Here is a 26362-nt window from a genome sequence, read left to right on the forward strand (position 1 = left end):
GGCTCCATTTCACATACTACAGGGTTGCTTGAAGATAGAGGCAGTGAGGTGAGGTGCGATCGCCGTCCTTCCTCACTACGCCTATCCCTATTGCCAATTCTCGTTCTAGCCAGCCGCCAAGATTTCTGAGAGCGCTTGTTTCACCGTGGGGTATTGATATTGCAAGCCATCGGCGAGGGTGTGCTTTGGTAGTACCTGCTGACCTTCTAGGACGACTTTGGCTCCATCTCCTAGCAGTGCTTCTAAGGCAAAATCCGGGACTGGCAACCAGGAAGGGCGATTCAGCACCTCGCCTAATACATGGCAAAACTCAGCCATACGGACTGGGTTAGGAGCGGTACCGTTATACACCCCTTGCATGTCGGTTTGGGTCAGTGCTTGCAGAATTAGGCTGACCAAGTCTTCGCGGTGAATCCAAGAAAACCATTGCCGACCACTACCAATCGGCCCACCTGCGAACAGCTTGAACGGAGGTAGCATTTTGGCTAGTGCGCCTCCCATTCCTAAAACAATGCCAGTCCGCACAATCACCAAGCGGGTGCCGCTATCCTTAACTTTTTGGGCTTCCGCTTCCCAGGTTTGGCAAACTTGCGCCAAAAAATCTTTGCCAGCCGCACTGGTTTCGTCAAAGGTAGCGGTTTCACTCGTGCCGTAATAGCCCACTGCTGAAGCGTTGACTAATACGGTTGGTTTCGGGTTGGCTTGGTTGATCGCCGCCACGATGTTTTGGGTGCTAAGTTGGCGACTGCTCAAAATTTCTTGTTTGCGGGATTCAGTCCATCTGCCGTCCGCGATCGCTTCCCCAGCCAAATTCACCACGCCATCACAACCTGCCACGGCCTGCTGCCAAGCGCCCGGAGTAGTAGGAGTGTAGGGAACAACTTCTACATTTGAGAAAACGGTGCGAGGAAACAATTGTTCGGCTCGCTCACGGCTACGGCTGAAAGCGACAATTTGATGGCCTTCCGCCTGTAAACGCTCGACTAGACGACTGCCGACAAAACCTGTGGCACCTGCGATCGCGACTTTCATACTCTCTTCCGTTACTTAAAAATGCCTTCAAAAATCTGGATTGAAGGAGACTGACCTGCTATGTAAAAAATCAAGGAAACTTAAAGCTCAGTATACAGAACAGAAGCTGGAGCCGTGGCTAAGGGCGCAACTAGCGATCGCACTCCTGGCCGTAGCAATTAGATCCAAGCCAAGATCTAATCAAGATCTAATAAAGTGAGAAAGCACCCCTACCCTGTGTTCTCGCTTTGCTAACTGAAGTCTTCAGCCTTGTTTCTCCACCCAGCTTTTGGGTCCAGTTAACTGTTGTCGGCATCTGGCTCAGTTGTGTTGTGCTCTTGGCAGAGTGGCTAGGTCGTTATACAGAGACTGACGCAGAGATCGTCCGGAAAGTCGTCCATATCGGCGTGGGCAATGTCATTTTGCTGGCTTGGTGGCTCCAGATTCCCGCCTGGATGGGCATTACGGCTTCTGTCTTGGCTAGCGCGATCGCCTTTACTTCCTATTACATCCCGATTTTGGCAAGCATGAACAGTGTGGGTCGTAAAAGCTGGGGCACCTTTTTTTATGCCATTAGCATTGGGGTGTTGATTGCTTGGTTCTGGCCTATACACCAGCCTCAATACGCGGCTCTTGGCATCTTGGTGATGACTTGGGGAGATGGGCTAGCAGCTTTAATTGGTCGCCGTTTTGGTCGCCACCCTTACCAGCTTTGGGATATGCAAAAAAGCTGGGAAGGCTCATTGACGATGGCAGGTGTGAGCTACGTGGTCAGCAGCGCCATTTTGTTTGGAGTCCAAGGCAACACTTGGCAAACTTGGTGCATTCCTTTGGCCGTTGCCATAGTTGCCGCTGGCTTAGAAGCTTTTTCCAAGTTCGGAATCGATAACTTAACGGTCCCCATTGCCAGTGGAGCATTAAGTTTTTTATTAAGCAAAATTCTTTGACTGAGCTAATTATTTAGGTATATTTAGCCACTTTGATAATTGGCGCTTCAAATCATTTGTTAAGTTTCTATCAAAAAATAAGCACCTGTTTGATATTTTTAAAGAGTCAAGCCTGAACCAGATTTAAGCGTAAAAACAGATACAGTTTTAATCTTTCAGTCAGCATAAACTATCAGTCTTTAGTTCTATTCCAAGCTAGATCTAGAGATTACAGTCATTAATCTAAAGTAAAAGCTAACGACTTCAGCTACTTCTGTTGACAGACTCTCGGATCAGTTAAACCGCTTCTGTCGATAGATTAAAGGCGATACATGAGGAGAGATGATTGTAGCGTTCCGACTCAAGGAACGACATCATTTTATTTTCAATCGCCTTTTATCAATCACCTTATTGAAGTCAATGAATTTAGTTAGCCCGATTAATCTAGATTTTTTTAATCTTGATATTCCTTTACTGCGCTCTAAAGAATCTGCATTTGCCATTGAAGACTTACCTGGTTTGTGGAGAATTCATTGGCAGGTAGGTGATAAAACCATCATTTCCACTTTTTATACGCGCATCGATCAAGCGTGTTTGCTTTGGGGAGTTATTTCGATCGCCATCTTTGCAACGGCTCAATTTCTACCTATCAGTTGGAGTTTGCAAGCTATTTGGTGGTCCGCCTTAACGGTATTCGGCACTCTGGGTATGCATCTATTAACAGAACCCTGGAGCCGATTTGAGCATTTCAAGTGGGTGTTGCGCTGGTGGGCTTGGTTAATGCTCGGTGGTGTAGTAGTTACTGACCTCAGCATCTTTTGGGGCTGGGGTGACATGTTGTTGCAGCTTTGCCCCCTATGGCTAGGATTAAACGCAGTGGGTTATTTGGGGACAGGTTGGCGGATGCGATCGCGAGCCTTCATCTTAGTTGCGCTCATTCATTTGCTTGGCATCTTCATCCTGCCTTACTTTGCAGCTTGGCAATTTTTGCTGACTGGAGTTGTAATCGGGGTCAGCGCTCTGCTAATAGCAGAACTACAGTGGGATTCCAATGGCAACTGCACTCAAGAAATCTTAGCGGACTAACCATTTTAGATAAGCTAATGAACTAAGTTAGCGATCGCAACAAAACAGCAAAAAGTTTAACAGATCAAATCTGGATACTCATGATTAAACTCGGCGAAGAATAAGGAAATACTTCACCGAGTCAAAGATATTTACGAGTAAAACCACGAGCCAATTCAGATAACTAGCAACAGTACTCAAGCAACTTAGGATTGCACTAACTAAGGTTGCATTTAGCCCCTCAGATAGTGCAGAACCGCTAAGCACCCAATTAACTACCAATCATGAGACCGACTGGATCTCACATCTCCTTCAAAAGGCTGGAGACCTGTTGCAGGATACTCATCGTCAGTAGGGCTAAAGATCCGATTCACCGCACCAAAAATAAACTGAATTAAATCATTGAAGGCGGTACGTAATTTCATAAGGTTTCTCTCAAGATTAGTGAGTAGTGACTCGACCTAAACTAAGCTGTGTAACCTGATACTTTTATTATCTTCAACTCTTCTAGAACGAGTTGAAATTTGTATAATTCTTTAGCTTAATTGGAGCAGCATTTACCCTTCTTGATACTGCTTTACTTTTAAACAGCTAGTGAGAACTTCTTTGGGTACAAGCCAGGGCGATCGCCCTCATACTTTTGAGCTCTTCCAGAGACAGAATTACTAATTCGTCAACCCGACCGCTAAGCGCAGCACCAAATTTTTATTATTTTTGAGCTAAGCTAACCGCTTAGTTTTGCAAAAAATCACTATAACTTAGTGGGTTAAATCTATAGAGCATTCTGAGTACGGATAGCTTGCTGGCTAATAGGCAAGAGCTTTACCTCACTGCTTGCAGACCACTCCTATCATGCAATTTTGACAAAATCAGTGAAACCTTAGCAGAAGCTTTATCTAATTTTGGTAAGTTTGACTATAATTAGAACAAAGGCTCTGGGACGACAAGAATAGTCGTGGTAGAAGCACCTTGAATGCCGTAACTGACACGCCAATTAGCAACTCGTTGGGGAAAGGTGTTGAAAAAAATGGCTAAATTGCTGAGTTGAGGCAACTTAGGAGGTTGGTTGTAGAGTTGCTGCCTTGGCAAAAGATCAAACCTGAAAATTTTGCTGGTCTAGGAGAAAATGTGACCCATTTAGAACTAACGCTACAGCCAGAAGATTATAGTTTGCTGACCGATCTTTACCAGCTCACTATGTCGGCTTGCTATGTCGGAGAAAGCATTGAGCAACGTCGGGCTAGTTTTGAGCTCACTGTGCGACGCTTGCCAGAAAATTTTGGCTATTTGGTGGCGATGGGTTTGGCGCAAGCATTGGAGTACTTAGAGAAGCTCAAATTTAGTCCGACACAAATTGCAGCCCTAAAAGCCAGTGAAATTTTTAGCCAAGCTCCCGATCGCTTCTGGACCCTACTAGAAACTGCCCGCTTTACCGGAGATGTCTGGGCTGTCCCAGAAGGGACCGTTGTTTTTGCTAACGAACCGCTTTTAAGGGTAGAAGCTCCCTTGTGGCAAGCCCAAATTGTGGAAACCTATCTCTTAAATGTGCTGAATTACCAAACACTCATTGCCACTCGCGCCGCCCGGCTGCGAGATGCGGCGGGTCCACAAGCGGTGCTATTGGAATTTGGTACTCGTCGGGCTTTTAGCCCTCAGGCAGCACTCTGGGCGGCAAGAGCCGCTTTAGCTGCTGGGTTAGATGCTACTTCTAATGTGCTGGCGGCCCTCCAGCTCGGTCGTCAACCCGCTGGGACGATGGCTCATTCCTTAGTCATGGCTTTGGCAACCCTCCAAGGAAGCGAAATGGAAGCGTTTACGGCCTTTCACCGCTACTTTCCGGGGGCTCCTTTGTTAATTGACACTTACAACACGATCGCCGCTGCCGATCAACTCGCTCAGCAAGTCGAAGCTGGCACCCTGACGTTAGAAGGGGTACGAATTGACTCTGGAGATTTGGTTACCCTTTCTCAGCAAGTGCGATCGCGGCTTCCGGGCGTACCCATTTTTGCCAGCGGAGATCTAGATGAGTGGAAAATTGCAGAATTACGAGCCGCAGGTGCTTGCATTGATGGCTACGGTTTAGGCACCCGCTTAGTCACTGGAGAGCCTGTCAATGGAGTTTATAAGCTCGTCGAACTGGATGGTCGGCCAGTTATGAAAGAGGCTAGCGGTAAGCTAACTTATCCTGGACGCAAGCAAATTTTTCGCTGCTTTGAACACGGACAAATCCACAGCGATCGCTTAGGGTTGATCACAGAAATGCCTAATCATGAACAACCGTTGTTACAACCCGTCTTTAAACAAGGGGAGCGCTTGCAGTCACTCGAATCCTTAGAGGCGATCGTAGAGCGCACCAGCGCCTCTGTCGCGAGTTTGCCCGCCGAGTTACGTCGCCTCCAGTGCCCATCACCCCCACCTCTAGAAATTTCCGCTCCCCTCCTAGAGCTAACGGATCAAACCCGCCACGCTCGACCGTAACGATTAGATTCTCTCCGTCAACTTGCCTGTTCTTACAACTCACCTATCCCGTTGGCAACTTAACCTATGCCGAACATTGCGCTCTTTGGCACCAGTGCTGATCCACCCACCGCCGGACATCAAGCCATCCTGGGTTGGTTATCTCAACAGTTCGACTATGTGGCCGTCTGGGCTTCTAATAATCCTTTCAAATCTCATCAAACGCCTCTAGAGCATCGAAGCGCTATGCTCCAGCTCTTGATTCAAGATATTGAACCGCCACGACGCAATATCAGCTTGCACCCAGAACTCAGCAGTTCTCGTGCTTTAATCACCGTTCAACAGGCGCAGCAGCAATGGCCTGATGCCCACCTCACCTTTACAATCGGTGCAGATTTAGTTGCCCAACTGCCCACTTGGTACCGAGTAGAAGACCTACTGCAACAAGTCAAGCTGTTGGTTATTCCTCGCCCAGGTTACCCTCTAAAGGATAATGATTTGGCGGAGTTGAGGCAGCTTGGTGCCAAAATTGCGATCGCTAATTTGACTGGACCTGCCATTTCTTCCACCGCCTATCGGGAAGCAGGCCACGCAGAAGCATTATCCCCGACCGTTGAAGCTTATATTCATCAAGAGCAATTGTACGCATGCCAGGAAACCGCCCCAAAAAGAGTGCAGATCCGGTAGCCCAACCAGCATTGGCGGACTTCAAAGTTGGAGTAGACAACGTCATTTTTTCAGTCGATACAGCTCAGAATCGGCTGCTAGCCTTATTAGTAATGCGCCAAGAGGAACCTTTCCTCGGCCAATGGTGTTTGCCAGGAACCTTAGTGCGGCAAGGAGAATCTTTAGAGGACGCTGCCTATCGAATTCTGGCCGAAAAAATTCGTGTCAGGAACCTTTACCTAGAACAGCTCTACACCTTTGGAGAACCAGGTCGCGATCCTAGAGAATCACCTGACAGTTATGGAGTGCGTTACCTCTCAGTCAGCTACTTTGCCCTAGTACGGTTTGAAGATGCTGAACTGATCGCTAATGGGGTGAGTGGCATTGCTTGGTATCCGCTCGAACAAGCACCCCAACTAGCCTTCGATCACAACCAAATTCTGAAATATGGATATCAACGACTGCGCAACAAATTGGAATACAGCCCAGTAGCTTTTGAGGTGCTACCAGACGTATTTACACTCAACGACCTCTATCAACTCTACACAACCGTGCTGGGAGAAAATTTTTCAGACTACTCCAATTTTCGCTCTCGTTTACTCAAGCTTGGCTTCCTCCATGACACTGGCATCAAAGTGTCACGGGGAGCAGGACGCCCTGCCAGCCTCTACCGCTTTGATGCCAATGCTTTTACTCCGTTCAAGGACAAACCGCTGGTGTTCATTTAACTTTACATAATATTTACAAAGCCTTAAAGACTACGTAAAGCAATACCTAGAACGTATCTAATCACTGAAATAGATTGACTAACATATAGCGGAATAAACTAAATCTTATAAACCAATGAGGGTCAAAAGCTGGGAGGTTTCGATAATAAAAATATATTGTAAAAAATTTGAGGACGACTTTTAATGCAATAATAGTAACTTTAGTTATTAAAAACACTAAGTTTATTTGCTACTAGTTAGAAACCATTAGCAGGAAACAAACAAGAAACACTGAATGTCTCCCAATCAACTACTGATAAAGTACGCTCTCCGATACCCACTTTGGAATGTCATCACCATAGTATTGGGTTTTTCTGGAGCCCTGTTTAATGGTGTCAGCACGACTCTAATTGTGCCCGTAGTCTTGAGTTTTCTAGGCCAAGACGTAGTTCTGCAAGGCGGACCACCCGTAATTCAAAAAATTATGGGCATGTTCAGTGGCGCACCTGAACAATATCGTCTGATTTTAATGTTGGGAGCAATTCTATTTGCTATTGGTCTCAAGAATGTAATTGGATACATCAATTCTCTATCCTCAGGTCATTTAGCTAGATTGTTAGTGAATGATTTGAGAAAAGAAGGGCTAAGAATTCTCTTAGAAGTCGATCTGGATTTCTATAGCCGAATTAAGGTTGGGGACATTACTAACCGAATTGGTAACGAGGTTAGCCGAACTGCTCGCTCAGTTCAAATTATCTTTCAGCTTATTTCAACAACTACTACTATTTTAGTATTTGTTGGCATTCTCTTATCAATATCTTGGGAACTGACCCTAGCTTCTACGTTCCTGCTTTCACTAGTTATTTTAGTTAATCAATTTTGGATCCGCCGATCTAAAGAGTTTGGTCGTACCTTAACTGAGATTGCCCGTATTTACACGAGTCGCCTCATAGATATCCTGACAGGGATTCGACTGATTAAAGCTGCTGGCAATGAAGAAAAAGAATACAAACAATTAGAAGACTTAATTCTAGTCCGAGAGAAGGCCGAATTCCAATCTCAAGCTAACTCTTCAGCGATCGCACCAGTCAATGAAATGTCTGGCATCATCGCTGTTTTAACCATTCTATTTCTAGGTCGAACCTTCTTCTTTCAACAGCTAGAAGCGGTCTCCGCTGTATTACTAACCTATCTCTTTATCCTCTTTCGATTACTCCCCGTCGTTGGTCAATTAAACGGCGCTCGCAATGGATTTGCCAATGCTTCGGCGAGTGTTGAAAGTGTGAGTGATTTTCTGCGTCGTGACAACAAACCATTCATGAAGAATGGCTCGTTACTCTACAGCAAACTGGAGAAAGGGATTCGGTTTGAGAATGTATCATTTGGCTATCCAAGCCGCAGCAGCTTGGTACTCAAAAATGTAGATCTCTGGGTTCCCAGAGGAACTACCTTAGCCTTGGTAGGAGCCTCAGGTGCAGGTAAATCAACGCTTGTCGATTTGCTACCTCGGTTCTACGATCCCACCGAAGGCCGCATTACACTAGACGACCAAGATTTGCGAGAGTTCAACCTCCGATCGCTCCGACAGTCAATGGGAATCGTCAGTCAAGACACCTTCTTATTTAACGATTCAGTTCGCAACAATATTGCCTACGGCAAAGCAGATGCCACTGACGAGGATGTCATTGAGGCGGCCAAGCGATCTAATGCTCACGAGTTTATTTTGCAGCTACCTCAAGGCTTTGATACGCCTCTTGGCGATCGCGGCATTTTGCTCTCTGGCGGTCAGCGCCAACGGCTCGCGATTGCTCGGGCTTTACTGCGGAACCCAGAGATTTTGGTCTTGGATGAAGCTACTAGCGCCTTGGATACAGTATCAGAGCGCCTTGTACAGCAAGCTATTGATGAATTAAGCCGCGATCGCACCACGATTGTCATCGCTCACCGTCTCTCTACGGTGCAGAAGGCTGACCAAATTGCAGTGATGGACAAAGGCTCTGTTGTAGAGCTGGGCTCCCATGAGGAACTGTTGAAGCAAGGTGGCTATTATGCGCGCCTATGCTTGATGCAGTTTTCGGAAGACACGCAAGAAGCGCTTAAACTCAGCAAACATACTGCTGTCTCTAAAACCTCTTACGAAATTCGCAGCCGCCTGAATTCCATGATTGGTTCTCTAAAGCTGGTTGTTGATGGAATGGCAGAAAACTCAGAAGAAGCGAGTGAACTGACTGAAGAGGCTTACTATTCAGCCGTTAAACTACTGCAAACCTTAGAGTCTCTTGAAGAAGAAGCTAAGGTGTAAGCCTGTAATAGCTAAAGGCTTCTGTGCACTATTACTAAATCATCCTGTTTTCCGATAAGAATAGCTTTTTGAGAGAGCAGGTCATTGTAGTTTTTTACGCCAATGACCTGTTCTTTTTTAGCTTCACTTCCTCATGCCTCATGAAGAAATCTGTAATGTACAAATACATCCTTGTATGGAATGCTGCTAATCTTGCGATCAAACAGCTTGTCTGTAATCGGCAAGAGTGCATTCTTGAACGGAATTTTACTTTTTTGCCATTCACAGAGTTGACCAAAAAGCTCATTACTAACTCCCATGTAATGTAAGTAGGTTAGTCTTTTGCCTTTGTCGTACAAAATATTTTGCTTTTCCTCAAAATGTTTGGAGGTAACACATACTCCTGTGCAATATTCTGAATCACCATCAAACGTTAAATTGTAAGGCTTAAATAGCTTCTTTAAAGTCATATAATTAAGCAGACGTTGCTCACTCAGCTTGTCTCCAAAAATTCTGATTTCACCAGATGCCAAATCCTGAAGAAACACTTCTAGGTCAAGCTCTGTGATCGCACCTCGCTTCGCCCCCCAGAAACCACTACAGTGAAAGTAGCGTGAGAGGACATCTGTCGATCCATACGAATCTTGGAAAACTTCTATAAAACTATCAATCGTGTTTTTGTTGCTAGAAGTCTTTCTTTGAAAATCATGCACTATGAAATCGTAGTCATCCAGCTTTTGAAAGATGTGATTGAGGGGACGAAAAACTAACGTATCGCAATCAATAAAAATAAATTTATCGAACTCCCCATCAAACGCACAATATTTTCTACTGTGTTGAACTTTTTGAGCCTTCTTTTGCTTATTTCCTATTTTATGAGGATAGTCATAGTATAAGGTTTGCACCTTGTTGACAAATCTTTCCCACTTCTCAATAATTGCTTGATTCTCAAATAAAGAGACATTTTTTCTCTTGACAATCTCTTTTTTAATCAAGTCGATATCGTTGTTATAAGGAATTACACAAATCGGTATGTCTCGACTGTAGTTGGCTTCAATACTATTAAGCAAAGCAACCAACTGATCGTAGACATTATTGTTTGCTACTACGTAAATACCTTGTTGCACAATTCAACCTCCCATTTAGAGTTGGCTCCTTAAAGGAGCATAGTAGCTTCCTTAAAATCAGAATGCCTGCTAAAGATAGAAATGATTTTGCTGTAACAGCTACACAGTTCTTCTATGAAAGCCAAGCCTTGAATTGTAAGTCGTAGTGCCCTGCTTGCTCTGGCGGGTACCAACCTGCTTCAATCTTTTCAATTAGCTGGGGTAGAGCTGCAATAAATTCTGGACCCCGATCCTTCGGGTGAACAGTCCAAGCCTTGGGAGAGTCAATGACAGCTCGCACATACGTAGTGTTCTCAATTCTCTTGGAAACCATAATTTCCCAGGAGTCTAGAGCATTTTTGCCAGTGAAATAATTAAGAGTGGTTTTAACAGTGTTGGGTAATTGGTTGAGAACGTTGTTTCTGTACGATCGCCACAGAATAGGTAATGGTAGCAATTCCTCAAAACGCTTGACATTAATTAAGTAAGCTCGGCTACTGAAGAATTTGAAGCGATAAAAACCATTGGGATCGCGCTCATAGGGCACCTGCTGATACAAGCTACCATCCATTGTCGGTGGACCTGCTAGCGGGCGAATGGCCATAATCTCAGGATGTTTTTGTATCAGTTCCATGCCTTCCTCGATCCAGCTATATCCCGGAGCTTGGTAAAGCATCATGTCACTATCAAAATGGAGGACGTAGTCAGTTTTAGCTTCCTCAATCTTGAATAGGGTACCTAGAATGGGATATCCCTTATAGTTATGGGTTTGGCGGATGCGACGGCCAAAATGTTTGGCATACACTCGGTTATGGTAGGCTTCCGAGTAATCAATATCGGATACCGTATCAACTACCCCTGACTTGAGTAATTGATCACAATTGGCTCGGACCTCCTCCTGGCTACCAATTCCGGGGCGACCCACTTTATCACCAGAGAGGGGAGCTGTATCAATGGCGAGTAGGCGCTGAGTGAAAGGAAAGTTGCAAGTCCTGACTAAATGAGGAATGGTGTGCATCATGAAGGGAACATCAGTCCGCGCAGCCAGTATGGATAATGAGCAAGTAGGAGATGCCATTAATCTTTCCTTTCCTTAACTTACATGGAATTTGAGAACGACTAGAGCGGCGGATCTGCTAAAAGCCGTGCTTCTGTCCTTGATTTTAATAGGGGCGTATCCATCTGAGTTAGAAGCTGAAAGCCCAACCAACAGCCTAAAGGACACACTGCAAAGAAACTATAAAGTCGCTTAAGGTTTTTGAGAAGAATCCTTGAAAATACGGGTGATTCATCTTAGACAGTTTGCAATTTCAGGCTCTTGTTAGTAGGGTTTAGAGGACTCGTGCTCGTTAGCAACCAGAATTTTGATCTGTAGATTAACGGATTTCACCGTAAATCGCGGAAGATACATGAGTGCCCCTGCATTACAATCAAGCCAGCGTGAGTGGAGAGTTCGATGGTAGATGGTATCTATACCCTTGCTAACGACGTGGTGTATAACCAGTTAGTTGCTCTTTTAAACAGCATTGAAGCTAATGTTGGTAGCGAGATACCAGTTTGTATCATTGCTTATGATGAGCGAGTTGAGCGAGTGCGGGCAGAAATTGCCTCCAGAAAGAATGTCACGCTTCTAGAAGATCCTCATTTGTTTTCTCGGTGGGAAGACTTTTCAAGAAATATTTGGTCGGCTCATCCAACTGCGCTTCAAACTTGGCAAAAGCAGGGCATTTCAGGGGTATACCGTCTAGGAATGAATCGACGATATTGTGCTTTTGATCCAGAAGCGCCTTTTGACAGATTCATCTACTTAGATGCTGATGTGCTAGTGATGAATTCTTTGCAAAACGTTTTTGGGGCTTTAGATACTCATGATTTTGTAGTTTACGATTTTCAGTATAAGAGCCCTGATCATATTTATAATTTGCGATCGCCTAAACTCAACGAAGTCTTTCCAGAATCTAGAATTCGCTCCGAAATTTTCTGTGCTGGAATGTATGCATCTAAACGAGGATTATTAGATCAAGATCAACGAGCTTGGTTAGTGTCTCAATTGCAAGCGGGCGAATCAGAAATTCTCTATATGTCTGCTCCTAACCAATCTGTATTGAATTATCTGGTGATGCGATCGCAGATTCCCATTCACAACTTGGCATTGAATTTACCAAAAGACCAGATTTCTGGCAACGCAATCACCTCTAGCCATTTTGTCGACCAGAATCATGTTTTGTATGACAAGAATGCACAGCTAACTTATCTACATTACATTGGCTTGTCTTCTAAATTTTTCGACCGAGTTTGTAATGGAGAAAATATAGACTTTCCCTATCGTGATATTTTCTTGCATTATCGATATTTGCAGGAACCAGAAAATCAACCTCAATTTAGAGGCAAACCAAAGCTTTACAACGCGCCGCCGAGTTTGACAAAGCGGGTCATGAAGAAACTTGGACTAGCTCGTTGAGGAAAAAGTGATGAAGCGTGGCATTTACATCGTTGCAAACGACAAAGTGACGAGTCAGGCGATCGCCTTGCTCAATAGCATCCGACTGCATGATCCAGAGATACCGATTGTCATGATCCCCTACGACGATCAATATCATACAGTGGCAGCAAAGCTGAACAGCGACTATGGCGTCACGCTCTACGAGGATTTGCAATTCATCGATCGCTTGTCCAGCAAACTCCAACAAACCTTTGGGGAAAAGTTTTTTGCCAGACCCAATCAATTTCGCAAACAAGCTTGCTGGTTTGGACCTTTTGAGGAATTTCTGTATATCGATACCGATATTGTTGTTTTTGAGAAAATCAGTGACAACCTGAATTATTTAGCTAATTATGATTTCATCTGTTGTGATTATCAGCATGCGGGTGGAATCAAAAATGTTTTTTCTCAAAAAGTGATTGAAGACCAAGTCTTTAGTGAAAAAGACCTAAAAGGTATGTTTAACGGAGGCTTTTGGGGCGCTAAAAAGGGTTTCTTTTCCGAGGAAGATCTATACAACAACTTTGCAGAATGTGCCGCTCATCCGGAATATTTTGACTTTTCTCAGAAGACTTCCGATCAGCCCATTATTAACTACATGATCTTGAAGCGAGTGCAGCGTCGCCTCAATATTGTCCAGCAAGAGCCGAAAGGCCCTGGTAACTGGGCAGGTAGCCCTCACTTCATTGTTCAAGACCATCACCTGATCGACTCAAAAGTAAATCGACCCCTGCAATACATACACTGGGCAGGAATTCGCATCCAACCCGGTTGTCCTTATTGGGAAATTTGGGAGCATTACCGCTATTTGCATGAGCCAAAGCCAGAACAACCTGCACCTACTCCTCAAAAGTCTAATTTCTGGCGTAAGCTGACCAACAAAGTTAAAAAGCTAGCCGCAGGATAGAGCTAGAATTGGCTGGATAAAATGCCAGATAGAGTCTGGATATAGTTGAAAGTTAAGTCATTTGTTGAGACCCCCTAAAAGATATGGCTATTCATATTGTTACAGGAGCTGCTGGATTTATTGGCTCTCACTTAGCTGAGGCACTGCTTAACCAAGGACATGAGGTTATCGGTGTCGATCAGTTCAATGATTATTACGATCCTGCACTGAAGCGTAAAAATATTGTTTCCTTCGAGAGCCACTCTGCTTTTCGGTTGGTAGAAGGAGATATTCAAACTTTAGACTGGCCTGCCTTGCTGGATGGGGTAGATGTGGTTTATCACCAAGCGGCTCAGGCAGGGGTCCGAGCTAGTTGGGGCGAAGGTTTTCGCAGTTACACCGAGCGGAATATCAATGCCACGCAAGTTTTATTGGAAGCCGCAAAAGACGCTAAGCAACTGAAGCGGCTCGTTTTTGCCTCCACTTCATCTGTGTATGGCAACGCCGAAACTTTACCCACCTACGAATCGATTTGCCCGCAACCCGTTTCCCCTTATGGCATTACAAAGCTAGCGGCGGAGCGTTTGTGTTGGTTATATCATCAGAACTTTGAGGTGCCCGTTACCGCTTTGCGCTACTTCACGGTTTATGGCCCTCGCCAACGCCCGGATATGGCCTTTCACAAGTTCTTTAAGGCCGTTTTGGAAGACCAAGCGATTCCCGTCTACGGAGATGGCCAGCAAACTCGCGACTTCACGTTTGTCGCTGATGCGATCGCTGCCAATTTAGCAGCAGGCAGCGTTCCGGAAGCCATTGGTGAGGTCTTCAATATTGGTGGAGGCAGTCGTGTTGTGTTGGCCGAAGTCCTCGACACTATGGAGCGAGTGGTGGGCCAACCCATCAAACGCAATCACATTGGAGCGGCAATGGGAGATGCTCGCCATACAGCCGCTGATGTCTCTAAAGCACAAAAACTGCTGGGCTATCAACCTCAAGTGTCCTTGGCAGACGGCTTAGCCCGAGAGTGGGAATGGATTAAAGCTTTATATGCCTAAGCTTCAACCCCAACGCCAGCTTTTTGTTGTTGATAGAGTTGCTTGAATAAGCTTTGTTGTTTGTTGTGGTCCACAACGGGAGCGGGATAGCCGCAGCGATCGCGCTCTAAAGGCAAAATCTTGCCGCTGAGTAGATCTTCGGTATCCACGCTTCTCAGTTCTGGGAGCCAATGGCGGATGTAAGCGCCATCGGGGTCAAATTTCTTGGCTTGGCTGGCAGGGTTAAAAATCCGCAGTGGTTTGGGGTCCATGCCACTAGAAGCACTCCACTGCCAGCCCCCATTGTTGGCCGAGAGATCGCCATCAAACAGCTTTTGCATGAAGTATTTCTCACCTTCCTGCCAATTGATAATCAAATCTTTGACTAAGAAGTTAGCCACAATCATGCGACAACGGTTGTGCATCCAGCCTGTCTCGTTCATCTGCCGTATGGCTGCATCCACGATCGGGTAGCCAGTTCTGCCTTCGCACCAAGCTTGCAAGTGGTCGTCGTTGTTTTGCCAAGGAAAATCTTTGAGGGGTTGGCGATAAGGGCCATTAGCTAGTTCCGGGAAGAAGTACAAGACATGCTGGTAAAACTCGCGCCATGCCAGTTCTTGTCGCCAGGTTTGCACCCCGTCTCTAGCTTCGTCGCTGCGAGCTTGCTCCATCACTGCTGTAGTGGCTGCCCACACATGACGCACCCCCAGCACCCCAAACTTAAGTGCCGCGCTGAGTTGCGAGGTGCCGTCTTCAGCAGGAAAATTGCGTTGCTCGGCGTAGTTAGACAAAGCGCGATCGCAAAATCCTTCCAGTCGCTCTTGAGCTGCTGTTTCCCCTGGCGTCAAAACCAGTTCGTTCTCCCAGACAAAGCCTAAATCTTTAGCGGTGGGGAGCGCGATCGCACCGACCTGTTGAGCCGCTACTTTTTCCTCTGGCGTTAAACCCACTGCCCCCTGTAGACGTTCTGCAGGTTCAGCCTTGGGGCGACTACTCCAGTTCCTCCAAAAGGGGGTGTAGACCGTGTAAGGGTTGCCCGAACCTGAACGAATATCCTCCGGCGCATGCAAAAGTTGATCCCAGAAGTTGCTCGCTTTAATGCCTTTTTCGTGGAGCGCTTCTAGAACAGCGCGATCGCGTTGGCGAGCGTAGGGTTCTATATCCCAATTCCAAAACACAGCCTGAACGTTCAGAGCTGCTGCCAAAGTAGGAATGCTGACACGGGGATCAGCTCGCAGAATCAATAATTCACTTCCCGCCTGGGCATAACTTGCTTGTAGTTCTCGCAAGCTGCCGATCATGTAGGTGACTCTGGCGGGAGCAACATCATTGCGCTCCAAAATAAGGGGGTCGAGGCAGAACACACCCATTACTTTGGGGCTTTGCTGACGTGCTTGGGCCAACCCAATATTGTCTGTGATTCGCAAATCACGACGGTGCCAAAACAAAATGAGATCAGACATCCGGGCTTACTACAACTGCAAGGAAGTGTTTCAGTACTACTGTACTGAACTCTGTCAGATTTAGCTCAGGCTTTAACAATCTCTAGGTTAGAAAGGGGCGAGCTAAGAAGAAGCTAGAAATTGACTTAGCATCGACAGGTTGTCCCGCCAAAATTGCTTGCTCCAATTCCTCAGGAGTCATCAAGACCAGTTCAATGTCTTCATCGACATCTTGGGCAGGTGGCGTCTCTAACTTTTCTAAATCTTGGGCCAGAAAAGCGTAGATAATCTCGTCTGAGTAGCCGGGAGCCAAGGAAAATTCTCCTAGCTTCCGCCAAGCACCAGCGCGATAGCCAGTTTCTTCCTCAATTTCGCGCCGAATCGTTTCTGCTGGGTCTTCGTCAGGCTCAATGGTGCCCGCTGGAAACTCTAGAATTCGCCCCTTCAAGGCAAAACGGTATTGCCGTAACAAAATGAGTTTGCCATCGGGAGTGACCGGGACAGCCAGTGCTCCACCGGGGTGCCGCACACATTCCCAATCTCCTACCGCTCGGTTGGGAAGACGTAGGGTGTTCACTTCAAAGTTAAACTTGCGGCCTCGGTAGAAGAGGCGTTGCTTCAATAGCTGTGGGGGTTCGGAACCAAAACCCATAAGATACTCGACTCACAATCGGCGCACTCCTGAACAGTCTACCGCCTGAACCAAATCTGCGATCGCTTTTCGAGAAACTGGCTCCAACCAATCAGGGGCAATTTCGGCCAGAGGTACAAGCACAAAGGCCCGTTCGCTCATGCGGGGATGTGGCAGGGTGAGGGTGTCAGTCTCCAAAATTAAATCATCAAAAAATAACAAGTCGAGGTCGAGCGATCGCGGCCCCCACCGTTCCCGTCTGACTCGTCCAAATTGCTGTTCTATCTCTAATAAAGTCGCGAGTAATGTTTGCGGGGTCAGCGTGGTAGTGAGCAGGGCACAGCCATTGAGGAAATCGGGTTGAGGCGGGCCAACCGGGGCAGTTACATACCAGTGCGATCGCGCTTGTAGCGTAATGCCAGGTGTCTGGTCTAGTGCTACTAAAGCTGATTCTAAAGCTTGTTGCGAGTTCCCTAAATTGCTGCCCAAAGCGATCGCGGCACTGTGAATCAATGGATGCGTGGAGGAGTTAGGGACATTTGATAGCGGCATCTCAAGCTAATTTTGCAAGTAGTATCTATGGTTATCGAAAGAGGAAAGCAAGATACATAATGCTGGTAAAAAAGCTACGAGAATGGATTGGCAACGAGGTCAAATTCGTGGCTCCAAGACGGTAATTCATCCCCTCTACGCCGTCCATATAACCTTACTCTTTCAATAGATTCAACTCCTAAGCTGGTCATACCCTTCTGAATCAGGGATACCATAGCCTGAACCTCTGGAACTTGCTCTGCCTCAACCATTACCTGCAAACAATCATTCTTCAAGTTTGCTTTAGCCGTAATTCCTTTAGGTTTGAGAGAGCGATTCATTAAAGCAGCGATCGCTTGTGGATCACCTTTCTTTGCCAATTCTAAAATGTTTTGCTGAGGCGGTGATATTGTTGCTTGCTTCTGTTGATGAATTCCTAGGCTTTCAAGAGAAGGTATATCTTCCGGCTGTATTGTGGCTAATAGAGCATCTGTAATTGAAGGTATTCGAGCAATTCTATTAGCTTGTTTTTCTAGAACTTTCTCAAAAATATTTCTCACTAACCTTCCATTTCCAAACATTCTGTCTCTATTCGTGTATAGAATATTGAACGTGTTTTTTAAGCTTTCTCTAGCTGCATTAGTTAACTGAAGGTGACTATTAAAGCAACGTTGCTCAAACATTGCTAATAGTTCATCAGGAGTATAATTTTGAAAATAAAAATATCGGTTAAATCTTGACTTAAGTCCAGGGTTCGATTCTATAAACCTAGTCATTTCATCAGGATAGCCAGCAACCACTACTACCAGCCTGTCTCTATAATCCTCCATATATTTAAGCAGTGTATCTATAGCTTCCTGACCAAAGTCATTAGTTCCTTCATGTGGTTTTAGGGTGTAAGCTTCATCAATAAAAAGCACACCATCTAAAGCCGAATCTACTAATTCTTTAACTTTCAGCGCGGTATGTCCAACATATCCAGCGACTAACCCTGCTCTATCAGTTTCTACAAGATGTCCTTTATCTAGTAAACCTAAGCTTTTGTAAACTTTGCCAAGTAATCGTGCAACTGTAGTCTTTCCAGTTCCCGGTGGCCCGCAAAAGACAGCGTGGAGTGATAAAGGCGTTTTTATCATTCCTCTTTCCAGCCGAACCTTTTGAATCTTAAGGAAGTTGGCTAAGCTTTCTACTTCATCTTTCACGTTTTGCATGCCAATGAGTTCGCTAAGGTGGCTCAATACCTCATCTAAACTTTCTTCCTCAAATTCAGAAGTAAGACTGACTTCCTCTTCTTGAATTTCAATATCCTCTTCTTTATTTAATAAGTACCAAACTAACTTTAATGACTCTATTTCTTTTGCTGAAACTGTTCCATCTGCTTTGACGATAACTTGAGCAAACCTGTACATGGCATTAACGAACGGATCAAAGAAATTAGTTCCATTATTTTTGTCAATACTTCTGATTACAGAGGGTATATAAAATTCATAAGCATTATTTTCAGCTACTCTCTCAAATAAATCCAAAACTGTTTTTTCGTAAACATCTCTTACCTCTTTTGAAGAATCCCACCAATATAGTTCAGATAAAATGTCTTGGCTTTTTCTCACCAGCCCTAACATTAGTGAATAGACATACAGTTCTTTATGGTCAAATTCACCATCACTAAACCCACAAATTATGCCTATCTTGGCCAAGTCTACTACTAAAAGATTCTCAAAATCATTCCCTGTTAGCTCAAGTAACGGAGAAAAAGCGTTATATACAACATTGACCTCTTGCGAAAGCTCATTAGTATTCACAGCATTTCTCCTCTTGGTATAGGGGCTAACAAGCAGGTGACATTTCTGGCCATGCTAACTCAAGATTTAGCTAGCAATAGTAAAGCCCCTTCTGCTAAGTGAGAAGAGGCTATTAAGATTATTTTTCCCTGCTAAAGTGCACTATTAACTAACGTGCTGCGGCGGTTGGCATACCTAGGATGTCTTCAATTCTGGGCATTTCCTCTAGGGGAATTACGCGGCCTTCGTCTTCAAAACCAGCAATTTGGTCAAAGTTAAGGTAGCGGTAGAGATTGTCTGCGAACGGATTGATCTTGCTTGCCACAATGTCTAGGTATTCCTGCACCGAGGGAATCCGACCGAGGAGGGCACAGACGGCAGCGAGTTCCGCCGAGCCGAGATAGACTTGCGCTCCTTTACCCATGCGGTTGTTGAAATTGCGGGTAGAAGTCGAGAAGACCGTTGTGTTGTCGGCCACACGGGCTTGGTTCCCCATGCACAGCGAGCAACCAGGCACCTCAGTTCTAGCGCCTGCCACCCCAAAGGTACTGTAAACCCCTTCTTCCTTCAGTTGGTGCTCATCCATCCGAGTGGGAGGCGCAACCCACAGGCGAGTATTCACCGGAGGCGCACCTTCTAGCACTTTGGCAGCAGCGCGATAGTGACCAATATTGGTCATGCAGGAACCGATGAATACCTCATCAATTTTGTCTCCCGCCACGTCCGACAGCAGCTTCACATTGTCTGGGTCGTTGGGTGCAGCGACGATCGGTTCTTTGATTTCGTTGAGGTCAATCTCAATGATGGCGGCGTACTCAGCATCTGCATCCGCTTCCATTAGCGCTGGGTTGGCTAGCCACTCTTCCATCTTGGCGACTCGCCGCATAATCGTGCGAGCATCTTGGTATCCACGCGCCGCCATGTTCTTCAGCAGTGCCACGTTCGACCGCAAGTACTCAGCCACGGTTTCAGTACTGAGTTTGATCGTGCAGCCCGCACAGGAGCGCTCCGCAGTCGCATCTGTTAGCTCAAAGGCTTGCTCCACCTTGAGGTCGGGCAATCCTTCGATTTCCATGATCCGTCCAGAGAAGATGTTCTTCTTGTTCTCCTTGGAAACCGTCAATAACCCTTGTTGGATCGCTACATAAGGAATCGCATTCACCAAGTCGCGCAGTGTCACGCCTGGTTGCAGTTCACCCTTGAAGCGGACCAACACAGACTCAGGCATATCCAAGGGCATCACGCCTAAGGCAGCAGCAAAGGCCACTAAGCCAGAACCCGCCGGGAAGGAAATGCCAAGGGGAAAGCGAGTATGGGAGTCACCTCCGGTACCTACGGTGTCCGGTAGCAGCATCCGGTTCAGCCAGGAGTGAATAATGCCATCTCCCGGACGTAGAGCTACCCCACCGCGAGAGGAAATAAAGTCGGGTAATTCGTGGTGAGTTTTGATATCGGCAGGCTTGGGATAGGCGGCGGTATGACAGAAGCTTTGCATCACCAAGTCAGCACTGAAACCCAGACAAGCCAGCTCTTTCAGCTCATCACGAGTCATCGGGCCAGTGGTATCTTGGGAGCCGACGCTGGTCATTAAAGGTTCGCATGAGGTACCAGGACGCACACCGGGCAGACCACAAGCCTTACCAACCATCTTTTGGGCCAAGGTATAGCCTTTGCCTGTATCAACCGGGGCATTGGGTCGCACAAAAACCGTGCTGGGTTCAAGTCCCAAAGCGGTGCGGGTTTTGTCGGTGAGCGATCGCCCAATAATCAGCGGAATGCGTCCCCCTGCCCTCACTTCATCCAAAATCGTGTCGGGTTGCAGCGTGAAGGTAGAAATCACTTCCCCTGCTTCATTGGTGATCTCTCCTTTATAAGGATGAATCGTGATCACCATGCCAGTTTCCATCTGAGTTACATCACACTGGATGGGTAGGGCACCGGAGTCTTCAGCCGTATTAAAGAAAATGGGCGCGATCGCACTTCCTAGAACAAAGCCACCGCTGCGCTTATTGGGCACAAACGGAATATCTTGACCAATGTGCCACAGCACCGAGTTGATCGCTGATTTGCGGGAAGAACCGGTTCCTACCACGTCCCCAACATAGGCAAGAGGATGGCCTTTTTGCTTGAGTTGGGCGATCGTTTCTAGCGATCCGGGTTGCCGCGTTTCGAGCATTGCCAGAGCATGCAGCGGAATGTCAGGACGAGTCGCCGCGTGAGTCGCCGGAGACAAGTCATCGGTGTTGGTTTCTCCGGGCACCTTAAACACGGTCACTTGAATCGCTTCGGGCAATGTCGGACGACTGGTAAACCACTCAGCATTCGCCCAGGCTTCCATCACTTGCTTAGCGTATGCGTTGGTGGTCGCTAACTCCTGGATGTCGTGGAAGGCATCGAAAACGAGCAGGGTTTTGCTCAAAGCTGCTGTAGCTGCCGTTGCCAACTCGGCACTGTCCACCTGCAACAACTCGATCAAGGAGTGCACATTGTAGCCGCCCATCATTGTGCCTAACAGCTTCACAGCTTCCACAGCCTTTATTAAAGGACTTGTGGCTTCTCCCTTGGCGATCGCCGTCAAAAATCCCGCTTTAACATAAGCCGCTTGATCGACACCCGGAGGAACGCGATCGCGCAGTAGCTCTAGTAAAACTCCTTCTTCTCCAGTGGGAGGGTGTTTCAGGAGGTCACACAGCTCAGAGGTTTGCTGGGGTGTGAGGGGTAAAGGTGGAATACCGAGGGCAGCCCGCTCAGCGACATGTTGGCGATAGGATTCAAGCATTGCAGTAGTCTCCAGGCATCAGCAAAATTTTGAGGATGTGCAAGGTCAAAGAGATGATCGAGAGCGTAACCCAACTCACAATTCCTAATGGTTGGCAGGAATACGGTCAGCAAGTCTCAAGTCCCAGTGATCGGGCAGTTACAACTGGCAGCAGCCAAATATTGAAATGGGCAGCACACACTTTCGCTACCGTTCTATCAGCATAGAAGTTTACGTAGCGAAAACAAATGTTGCAATCGGCCCACAGGTCACTCCAACAAATTGGTGACAGGCGATCGCACTCATCACTGACCAAGCGTTGCAGCAGGCCCACTAACTTCACATTTAGTTCCACAGTCAGGTCAAAGTGTATCGCTCAAGTCTTGACCTGTACTTCAACCATAGCAAAGCTGACTTGGTGACCGTTGGGGACTAAATACTTGCAGCTTATAGACTGATATCTAAACTTTCAATTAAACTCCGCAACCATTCTGTGAGGGTTTGATTGCCTAGTTGGTCTGCTAGCCCCCAAGCTTTTGCATAAAATGCCAGAGCGCGGCTTTTTTTGCCTAACTCAACATAGACAGTGCCAATGTTCGCCGTCGTATTAATTTCACCCAAGCGATCGCCTGCTTCGCGTCGGATAAGCAGTGCTTGCTGGTAAAATCCCAAAGCTTTCTCTAACTGACCCAGAGACCGATGGACTGCCCCTGTATTTGACAGGGTCACAGCTTGACCTAAGCGATCGTCCATCTCCTGCTGTAGCAACAAAATCTGGTTATAGAACAGCAGGGCTTGATTGGATTGACCTAAGTTGGCATAGGTTAAGGCCAAATTATTCATAGTGATGGCTGCGCCAGACGTATCTCCCGCCTGCTGCCTCACCAACAACACTTGCTGATAATGCAACCATGCCTGAGCCAGCTCACCCAAGTCGTTATAAATAGATCCAATATTGTTCAGGGTGGTAGCTTCACCCGTGCGATCGCCCAGCTCACGTTGAATTAAAAGCGCTTGCTGAAAATGCTCTAGAGCAGTTTGGGATTGACCAAAGGCACTATAAGCAAAGCCCATATTGTTGAGAGTGGTGGCCTCAGCAGCGCGATCGCCCAGTTGCTGCCGAATGGCCAAAATTTGGTTGTAAAGCAGCAAAGCGCGTTTGGGTTGTCCCAGTTTGGCATAGACTAAGGCAGTGTTGCTCAAAGCAGCGGTTTCACTGGCTCGATCCCCTAAAACCTGAAAAATCAACCTAGCTTGATCGAAACAGTGCAAGGCTCTTTGGAGTTGACTGAGGCGAGAGTGAGCTAAACCCAGGTCACTGAGGGAAGCGGCTTCTCTGACCTGATCTTGCAAGCCTCTAGCCAATTCCAAATTAGCTTCAGAAAGGGTTAAAGATTCACGAAATTTGCTGCCTTTATACAGTTCGATCGCCCGAAGGCGGCATTGATCCCATTTCTGTTGCACAAGCACAATCCCTAAAAACTGCTGGCTTACTTGCGATGGCCTATTACTCTCAGAGTGCCCGATCGCTCGCCAAGAACAACAGGCTACGAGGCAGAGTCAGCATAGGATTGGCAATAGCTAACCGCCGTCAGGTCATAAACAAAAATCCGCTCAATACCAAATTTTGGAATCGAACGGATTTTTAGTTGTTATACCCCCAGGGGAATTCGAATCCCCGTCGCCTCCGTGAAAGGGAGGTGTCCTAGGCCTCTAGACGATGGGGGCCTGTTTTTGATTTGGCCAACCGATTTACCTCGGTTTATCGCCGCGCCTTTATTAACTTAATCAATCTCCCTGAATCTGTCAATACCTGGTTTAGATTTTGCTTAATTTTTCAGTAACTGAGTGGTGAGGCTACGAGAAACCAAATGCAGTGGCCACCAGTATGAAGCACTCAGCTAGTTGCTTGAGTCAAGCATTCTATAAGCTTGGAGCAAGGAACTATAAAGGTTATGAGCTGTACGGATAAAACTAAAGGAGCGACAGATACAGGGATGCCCAGATTGAAAAGACATGAGCCGCTAGGCTAGTTCGTTGGAGTTGCGTAGGCGGATGAGTTGACGACGCAGTTCGGGAGAAGCCGACATTTCGGAAACTTCTTCAGCTTTCACTAAAACTTGCAACGGCTCCAGGTACTCGTCGGTACCACAGGTAAAAGCATCAATCAGTTGCTCTAGCAGTTGATCGCGATCGCTGAGTCCACCTTTCTCTTCAATCAAACGAAACTTCAGATGGACTTCGCACTCATAAACACTGACTTCAAACGCAGCGGGCTGGCGATCCAGAGAATCCTGTTTCATTTCAGTAAGCAGCACTTAACTATGCTGTGAGTAAAGGAATGTTTAGAGCTAGACTTCGAAGAATTTCAACGCTGGTATTCATAAATGTTGAGCTGGTTGAAACCTTAGCAACTTGACTTAAGCCAAACCTAAATCTGCTGCTGTCATTGCTTACTATCAAAATTAATATGCCCTCTATAAGGTTAGAATCCGCTAATTAGCTGAACTTAAATCAGCAACCTAATTAGTTCAAAGAATCTTAAAATCAACTTCGCTGTTTCTTCATAAAATACTTTCTTCTCACTCCCACTCACTAGAGCCAATAAACTAACTGCTGCCTACCATTCAAGGGGAGGAATGCACTCTCAATCCAGGCTTCATCGGAGATTTGAAAAGGCTTCATGAGAGCTTTATCGACGCTAGGTGCATCAGTATATTGAATCTTCAAAGTTATAAAAATACTCAAACTTTACCCGTATGAATGCAATTATGTTTCAATCTAGTTAGCATTCATTACTGATAAAATGCTTCTCTCACTGAGGTTATTTAATTAAAATTTGATACTTTGAGTCACTGAGATAAACAGAAACACAAAGACAGGAAGCAGTGATAGATAGTAGAACGTACCCAATCAGCCTCTGGCAATCAGAGGCTTAAGTTGGCTCCTCGTTCATCTACTCTTTTAGCTTTAAAGCGAGTTAAGTTAGTTTTTTTAGAAGTAAAGATGGGCACAAGTAACTTTAACCCTGTCCATAGTTGCTTACTCCTGACGCCAATATCTAAAATTTTGAAAATAGTTAGCTTAGAGCACTCAGTAGTTTATATAAACTTTAGGATGACAATATTCTTAACAAGTAGCTTGAGCTTTGAAGTTCTAACTTAACAATTGCTAACGTCAAAAATACAGAGTTCTTACTAATCCCAGGATTAAGTAACAAATCAATCTAGTAGCTTCACGGATGCAGTTTAGAAGGATCAGAATGCTAAAGATAGCAGCCCTGAATCGCAGTTCAATCCTTCATAACCATTTGGTTATAAGCAAGCACGTCTTTTGGTCCTGAGAGGCTCTAACTAAGGACGGTAAACTGGCAGGGTGAAGTGGAAACAGCTACCTTGGTTGGGGACGGAGTCAACCCAAATTTGGCCGTAGTGCGCTCGCACAATGCGCTGGCACAATGCTAGACCAATACCGTAACCTTCCTGAGCTTCGTCGCGCTTGAGCCGAAAATGCTCTTCAAAAATTCGTTCATGATTTTCTTCTGGGATACCAGGCCCATCATCACAGATGCTTACCTGCACTTTTTGAGTGGTGCGGTGCAAGACTGAAAAGGCAATGGTGCCTTTTGCGGGAGCGTACTTGATGGCATTGTCTAACAGATTAATCAGAACTTGGCGGACGCGCTCTGGGTCCGCGTAGATCAACGGCAAGTCACTCGGAATATCGTGGGTAATCTGCTGCTCTTTGGGTTGAAAGCGATCGCGCAGATATACTAAAACTTCTTGGCAAAGCGACCCTAAATCTAGTTTCTGCGGCTGGATCTGAAAGTCTCCGCTAGTACCACGAGCTGCTTGCAAAATATCTGTGATCATGCGGTCGATCGCTCGCGTTTGAGTTTTAGCGTGCTTGAGCAATTGAGCTGTGACAGCAGGCTTAAGGCGAGTGTTCAACCCTTCCTTGGGGCTGTAGCTGAGTTCTAGCGTTTCGATCGCGATCGAGGCCGCCGTTAGAGGGTTACGTAGGTCATGAGCCAACATGGCAATAATGCGGTCTTTGAACCGCAATTGCTCTTGCAAGTCTTCTTGATCTTGTTGTAGGCGAAAAATTTCGTCTGAAAGCCGCATCAACTCGGCTGAATAGGCTACTGAGTCAATGGTTGAGTTGGGGCGTTCCGGACTAGACGAATCTGTTTGTGACTCTAAGGTTGCTAGATATTCCTCAACAGAACGTTGCCACCGGGGCCAGCAATTTTCTAATTGAGTCACTAGAGTACTACCCGCCAGCGTTTGTCGCGGTTCTGGCTGAATTTTGATTAAAGCGGGGGTTGCTACCAGCTTAAAGTGTTCGGCTAGATAGGGCTGTTCTCCTACGTCAATAACTTGTAGATCGAACGAATATTGAGCTTTGAGATTTTTCAGATAATTACGGATGTGCCGAATCTGTTCCCCTGAATTCGGGCGCTTGTCTACAAATAAAAGTAGTTGTAGCGGAGTTTCAGGGTCGATTGGCTTGTCAGGAGATGCTTTCATGCCATCTCTCGTCAGCACCTAGGATAGGCAAAATAGGTTGGATTGGGTTCAAACAAGACTAGGTAGAAC

General features: G+C 46.2%; 22 protein-coding genes and 1 tRNA gene. 9 read left to right on the plus strand and 14 right to left on the minus strand.

What is annotated here, in order from left to right:
* Nucleotides 1-105: 105 nt before the first annotated feature.
* A complete protein-coding gene (locus H6F90_RS26010; RefSeq protein WP_190554943.1) occupies nucleotides 106-1032 on the minus strand; it encodes a TIGR01777 family oxidoreductase in 927 nt (308 codons plus the stop codon).
* A 227-nt stretch (nucleotides 1033-1259) separates the two neighbouring features.
* Here H6F90_RS26010 and H6F90_RS26020 point away from each other — a divergent pair, with 227 nt between their 5' ends.
* Both H6F90_RS26020 and H6F90_RS26025 read left to right on the plus strand, forming a co-directional pair.
* Nucleotides 1260-1958 carry a diacylglycerol/polyprenol kinase family protein gene (locus tag H6F90_RS26020; RefSeq protein WP_190554945.1) on the plus strand — a complete coding sequence of 233 codons (699 nt, stop codon included), beginning with the start codon at nucleotides 1260-1262 and terminating at the stop codon, nucleotides 1956-1958.
* A gap of 399 nt (nucleotides 1959-2357) precedes the next feature.
* Nucleotides 2358-3023, plus strand: a complete 666-nt coding sequence (locus H6F90_RS26025; RefSeq protein WP_190554946.1) for a hypothetical protein — start codon at nucleotides 2358-2360, stop codon at nucleotides 3021-3023.
* Nucleotides 3024-3277: 254 nt separating this feature from the next.
* On the opposite strand, the gene H6F90_RS26030 is transcribed toward H6F90_RS26025, so the two are convergent.
* Both H6F90_RS26030 and H6F90_RS26035 read right to left on the minus strand, forming a co-directional pair.
* Complete coding sequence (locus H6F90_RS26030; protein ID WP_190554947.1) at nucleotides 3278-3427, minus strand: hypothetical protein; 150 nt, start codon at nucleotides 3425-3427, stop codon at nucleotides 3278-3280.
* A 496-nt stretch (nucleotides 3428-3923) separates the two neighbouring features.
* Nucleotides 3924-4091: a hypothetical protein gene (locus H6F90_RS26035; RefSeq protein WP_190554948.1), complete on the minus strand. Its 168-nt coding sequence runs from the start codon at nucleotides 4089-4091 to the stop codon at nucleotides 3924-3926.
* A 39-nt stretch (nucleotides 4092-4130) separates the two neighbouring features.
* On the opposite strand from H6F90_RS26035, the gene H6F90_RS26040 reads away from it, so the two are divergent.
* The 4 genes from H6F90_RS26040 to H6F90_RS26055 all read left to right on the plus strand — a co-directional run bounded on the left by H6F90_RS26040 (nucleotide 4131) and on the right by H6F90_RS26055 (nucleotide 9134).
* Complete coding sequence (locus H6F90_RS26040; protein ID WP_370588095.1) at nucleotides 4131-5480, plus strand: nicotinate phosphoribosyltransferase; 1350 nt, start codon at nucleotides 4131-4133, stop codon at nucleotides 5478-5480.
* 66 nt (nucleotides 5481-5546) lie between these two features.
* Complete coding sequence (locus tag H6F90_RS26045) at nucleotides 5547-6146, plus strand: nicotinate-nucleotide adenylyltransferase (protein WP_190554949.1); 600 nt, start codon at nucleotides 5547-5549, stop codon at nucleotides 6144-6146.
* A complete protein-coding gene (locus H6F90_RS26050; protein WP_190554950.1) occupies nucleotides 6107-6853 on the plus strand; it encodes an NUDIX domain-containing protein in 747 nt (248 codons plus the stop codon). Before H6F90_RS26045 ends, H6F90_RS26050 begins: the two co-directional genes overlap by 40 nt.
* A gap of 274 nt (nucleotides 6854-7127) precedes the next feature.
* On the plus strand, nucleotides 7128-9134 hold the full coding sequence (locus H6F90_RS26055) for an ABC transporter ATP-binding protein (RefSeq protein ID WP_190554951.1): 2007 nt from the start codon (nucleotides 7128-7130) through the stop codon (nucleotides 9132-9134).
* A 131-nt stretch (nucleotides 9135-9265) separates the two neighbouring features.
* Here the strand turns inward: H6F90_RS26055 and H6F90_RS26060 are convergent, their stop codons facing one another.
* Nucleotides 9266-10240 (minus strand): Npun_R2821/Npun_R2822 family protein, encoded by a 975-nt coding sequence (locus H6F90_RS26060; RefSeq protein ID WP_190554952.1) that lies wholly within the window; start codon nucleotides 10238-10240, stop codon nucleotides 9266-9268.
* Nucleotides 10241-10352: 112 nt separating this feature from the next.
* Complete coding sequence (locus H6F90_RS26065; RefSeq protein ID WP_190554953.1) at nucleotides 10353-11297, minus strand: hypothetical protein; 945 nt, start codon at nucleotides 11295-11297, stop codon at nucleotides 10353-10355.
* 378 nt (nucleotides 11298-11675) lie between these two features.
* On the opposite strand from H6F90_RS26065, the gene H6F90_RS26070 reads away from it, so the two are divergent.
* The 3 genes from H6F90_RS26070 (at nucleotide 11676) to H6F90_RS26080 (ending at nucleotide 14642) form a co-directional block, all read left to right on the plus strand.
* The gene (locus tag H6F90_RS26070) at nucleotides 11676-12680 is read left to right on the plus strand and encodes an Npun_R2821/Npun_R2822 family protein (protein ID WP_190433564.1); all 1005 of its coding nucleotides are present in this window, start codon (nucleotides 11676-11678) and stop codon (nucleotides 12678-12680) included.
* A 10-nt stretch (nucleotides 12681-12690) separates the two neighbouring features.
* A complete protein-coding gene (locus tag H6F90_RS26075; RefSeq protein ID WP_190554954.1) occupies nucleotides 12691-13608 on the plus strand; it encodes an Npun_R2821/Npun_R2822 family protein in 918 nt (305 codons plus the stop codon).
* 83 nt (nucleotides 13609-13691) lie between these two features.
* A complete protein-coding gene (locus H6F90_RS26080; RefSeq protein ID WP_190554955.1) occupies nucleotides 13692-14642 on the plus strand; it encodes an NAD-dependent epimerase/dehydratase family protein in 951 nt (316 codons plus the stop codon).
* Here the strand turns inward: H6F90_RS26080 and H6F90_RS26085 are convergent.
* From H6F90_RS26085 to H6F90_RS26125, 9 genes are all read right to left on the minus strand, one after another.
* Nucleotides 14639-16084, minus strand: coding sequence for an FAD-binding domain-containing protein (locus tag H6F90_RS26085; RefSeq protein WP_190554956.1), 1446 nt, complete (start codon nucleotides 16082-16084; stop codon nucleotides 14639-14641). The two genes, H6F90_RS26080 and H6F90_RS26085, sit on opposite strands and share 4 nt — an antisense overlap.
* Before the next feature lie 82 nt (nucleotides 16085-16166).
* Entirely contained in the window at nucleotides 16167-16715 is a 549-nt protein-coding gene (locus tag H6F90_RS26090; RefSeq protein ID WP_190554957.1) for an NUDIX hydrolase, read from the minus strand.
* A 12-nt stretch (nucleotides 16716-16727) separates the two neighbouring features.
* On the minus strand, nucleotides 16728-17246 hold the full coding sequence (gene folK, locus H6F90_RS26095) for a 2-amino-4-hydroxy-6-hydroxymethyldihydropteridine diphosphokinase (protein WP_190554958.1): 519 nt from the start codon (nucleotides 17244-17246) through the stop codon (nucleotides 16728-16730).
* A gap of 74 nt (nucleotides 17247-17320) precedes the next feature.
* Nucleotides 17321-19027: an AAA family ATPase gene (locus tag H6F90_RS31640; protein ID WP_199296180.1), complete on the minus strand. Its 1707-nt coding sequence runs from the start codon at nucleotides 19025-19027 to the stop codon at nucleotides 17321-17323.
* A gap of 148 nt (nucleotides 19028-19175) precedes the next feature.
* Nucleotides 19176-21785, minus strand: a complete 2610-nt coding sequence (gene acnB / locus H6F90_RS26105; protein WP_190554959.1) for a bifunctional aconitate hydratase 2/2-methylisocitrate dehydratase — start codon at nucleotides 21783-21785, stop codon at nucleotides 19176-19178.
* Between the two features lie 426 nt (nucleotides 21786-22211).
* On the minus strand, nucleotides 22212-23228 hold the full coding sequence (locus H6F90_RS26110; RefSeq protein WP_190554960.1) for a tetratricopeptide repeat protein: 1017 nt from the start codon (nucleotides 23226-23228) through the stop codon (nucleotides 22212-22214).
* A 191-nt stretch (nucleotides 23229-23419) separates the two neighbouring features.
* A tRNA-Glu gene (locus H6F90_RS26115) sits at nucleotides 23420-23492 on the minus strand.
* A 296-nt stretch (nucleotides 23493-23788) separates the two neighbouring features.
* Nucleotides 23789-24067: an Npun_R1517 family heterocyst differentiation transcriptional regulator gene (locus H6F90_RS26120; RefSeq protein ID WP_190433581.1), complete on the minus strand. Its 279-nt coding sequence runs from the start codon at nucleotides 24065-24067 to the stop codon at nucleotides 23789-23791.
* Between the two features lie 1050 nt (nucleotides 24068-25117).
* Nucleotides 25118-26293 carry a histidine kinase gene (locus H6F90_RS26125; protein WP_199296181.1) on the minus strand — a complete coding sequence of 392 codons (1176 nt, stop codon included), beginning with the start codon at nucleotides 26291-26293 and terminating at the stop codon, nucleotides 25118-25120.
* Between the last annotated feature and the right edge of the window lie 69 nt (nucleotides 26294-26362).

It is taken from the genome of Trichocoleus sp. FACHB-591 (assembly GCF_014695845.1).
Lineage (GTDB): Bacteria > Cyanobacteriota > Cyanobacteriia > FACHB-46 > FACHB-46 > Trichocoleus.